The following is a 2,136-nucleotide window of genomic DNA, read 5'->3' on the forward strand; positions in this document are numbered from 1 at the left end:
GAAAGAGATTCCGCCCTTATCTCCGCTAGCCCAACATCCCTGCTTCCCAGCATCCCCGTCGACACGATCGATCACCGATTTCACGTCGAATGGGATCCGGACGCTCCAGTCATGCCGCTGGGCCAGTCTATCAGTTATCGAGGCAGCGGGATGAGTTTGAAGGCGTTTGCCCAGCGGCAGGGGATGAGCGCTGGGCAACTCCACTGCTGGGTTTACGGGTTGAGCAAAGCCGTTGCGGCGGAGCCGGTGCCGATGTTTCAGGAAGTGCAGTTGGCGACGACCGTCACGCCTGGGGCCTGAATCGCGGAAGTGGGATTGCCCGACGGTATCACAGCACGACTGGCTCGGGGAACAGACTGGAAGTGGGCGAAGGGTCTGGTGGAGAGCTTGCGCACGCCATGCTTGGCGCGCGGAGCTCGACGACGCGGATGAGAAAGCTCACAAGGTCTGAACACCGCTTAAGACGTCGGAATGCCTCGGAAACCAACGACTTGCACGCCTAAAAGGCCGCAATGGAGGATTAGGACTCCAGCCGCTCACCAACCCCCAAATGCGCAAGGGTTTAGTACGCCTCTGCTAAATTGGCAGATAGCTCGGCCCGGTCGAGGATCTTGGGGACAGAGCCATCATGTTTCACTTGTGGGTTCGTGATCCAACTGACGTACGTTTCTTCCATCCGCAGTGAGTATTGTTTCAGTCGGAAGACCTCCCGGATCTTGGTCGAGCAGTTTGGATTTGGGATTCGGGATGACCGAGACCCCTGTGCGCAGTTCGGCTATTGCCGGTTCTATAGATGACATCCTTGTGAGCGCAAGCATTTACTCGACAACAACAAACGCATGATCACTTTACCTCTATGCCGTTTTCAAAGACGCTATTAGGCAGGCCAATCACTGTTCGGCGAAGGAGGAGGCTCCGATGGACATGAAAAACTCGAGGATCGCTTTCACAACCGGCTACTCCCTTATCATTCCCGAAGAGACAGTGGCACGCGCTGCCGACTACCTACGGTTTCTGCGTGCTGGGCAGGCAACGACCGGTGCCCTCCTGCAAAATCGGCTCCATGGCGCGGACCTGCAGGCGATGACGGAACATGATCTCCTCGGCGAGTTGCTTGACACCAAGCTGCCTCAGATCTTCGCCGAAAGCGCGGTGGCAGGAGATGGCACGGACTGGAGCCTGACCGAACTCGGCCTGCTGGGCGATGTCTCCATCGCCGTGCCGGTCACCATCTTCGACAACGGGAACCACCGCGCCCCCACACCACACTCGCCCCCTTTCCCAGGGACGCTGGTGTTCACCCCCGGCGCCTTGCTGGACAACGGCCGGGGAAGCACCCCTGCCGACTGGGGCGAGGCGACCGGGGTCGACGGTCAGCTGTCCACAGAGGGCTATTACAGCCTCTACCTGCGCAGGTTGCTGCCGGTCTTCCGTTACGTGCACCACCACGCGGTTGGGCCGCGGTCCGCCTTCCTGACCATCCCTGGCCTTGGCTGCGGGCAGTTCGCCGGCCCATTCCGGGGCCAGCTCGGGGCACAATTGCAAGCGGTCTTAGAGCGGTTCTTGTCTGAGCACGGCGCTTCCTTCCCCAACCTGAAAGCCGTCTACTTCGACCCCTACAACGAGTGCGAAAACGCCCGCTGCGAGGCCCACGGCATCTCGTTGCTGGTTCGCCCCTTGACAGCCCCGGGGAACCAGGGGAAGTCGCAGCTGTGCCGCCCGGCCGCGTACGCGGAGGGGGGTGACGACTTCTCCGACTGCGCCCTGTTCAGCATCGTCGCCTGGGACCACGTTTCCTGGCCGGGCAACGACTTCTTCAGTGACTCTCGCGTAACTGACGATGGTGTCAAGGCTGCCGCCACCAGTTCCATGTCTGTTCTCACGGGCGTGAAGGGGACCTACGACCCCGCGCGCGGGAAGTACCAGCCGCCCCAACCCTTCCACGACTGGGGGGAGGTCGTGCGCCAAAGAGGCCTCCGGTTGTGGAACCCGGCGGCCGTGTGGTCGTCGTCGGCCTCACGCCCGGCGCTTATCGCCGTCGGACCCGCCGTTGAATCCTGGCGTCAGAGGAGTCTGCCAGATCGTGCTGTGGAACTTGTGTCCGTTTCTCGAAGCTTCGCTCAGCAGCAGACCCCA

1 pseudogene is annotated in these 2,136 nt (G+C 61.4%); it reads left to right on the forward strand.

The annotated features are described in order from the left end of the window. Positions 1-918 precede the first annotated feature (918 nt). Positions 919-2,004: pseudogene (locus FJ319_14720) on the forward strand (hypothetical protein). Positions 2,005-2,136: the final 132 nt, after the last annotated feature.

The sequence above is a fragment of the SAR202 cluster bacterium genome, assembly GCA_016872355.1.
Classification (GTDB): Bacteria; Chloroflexota; Dehalococcoidia; order Lucifugimonadales; family VGZY01; genus VGZY01.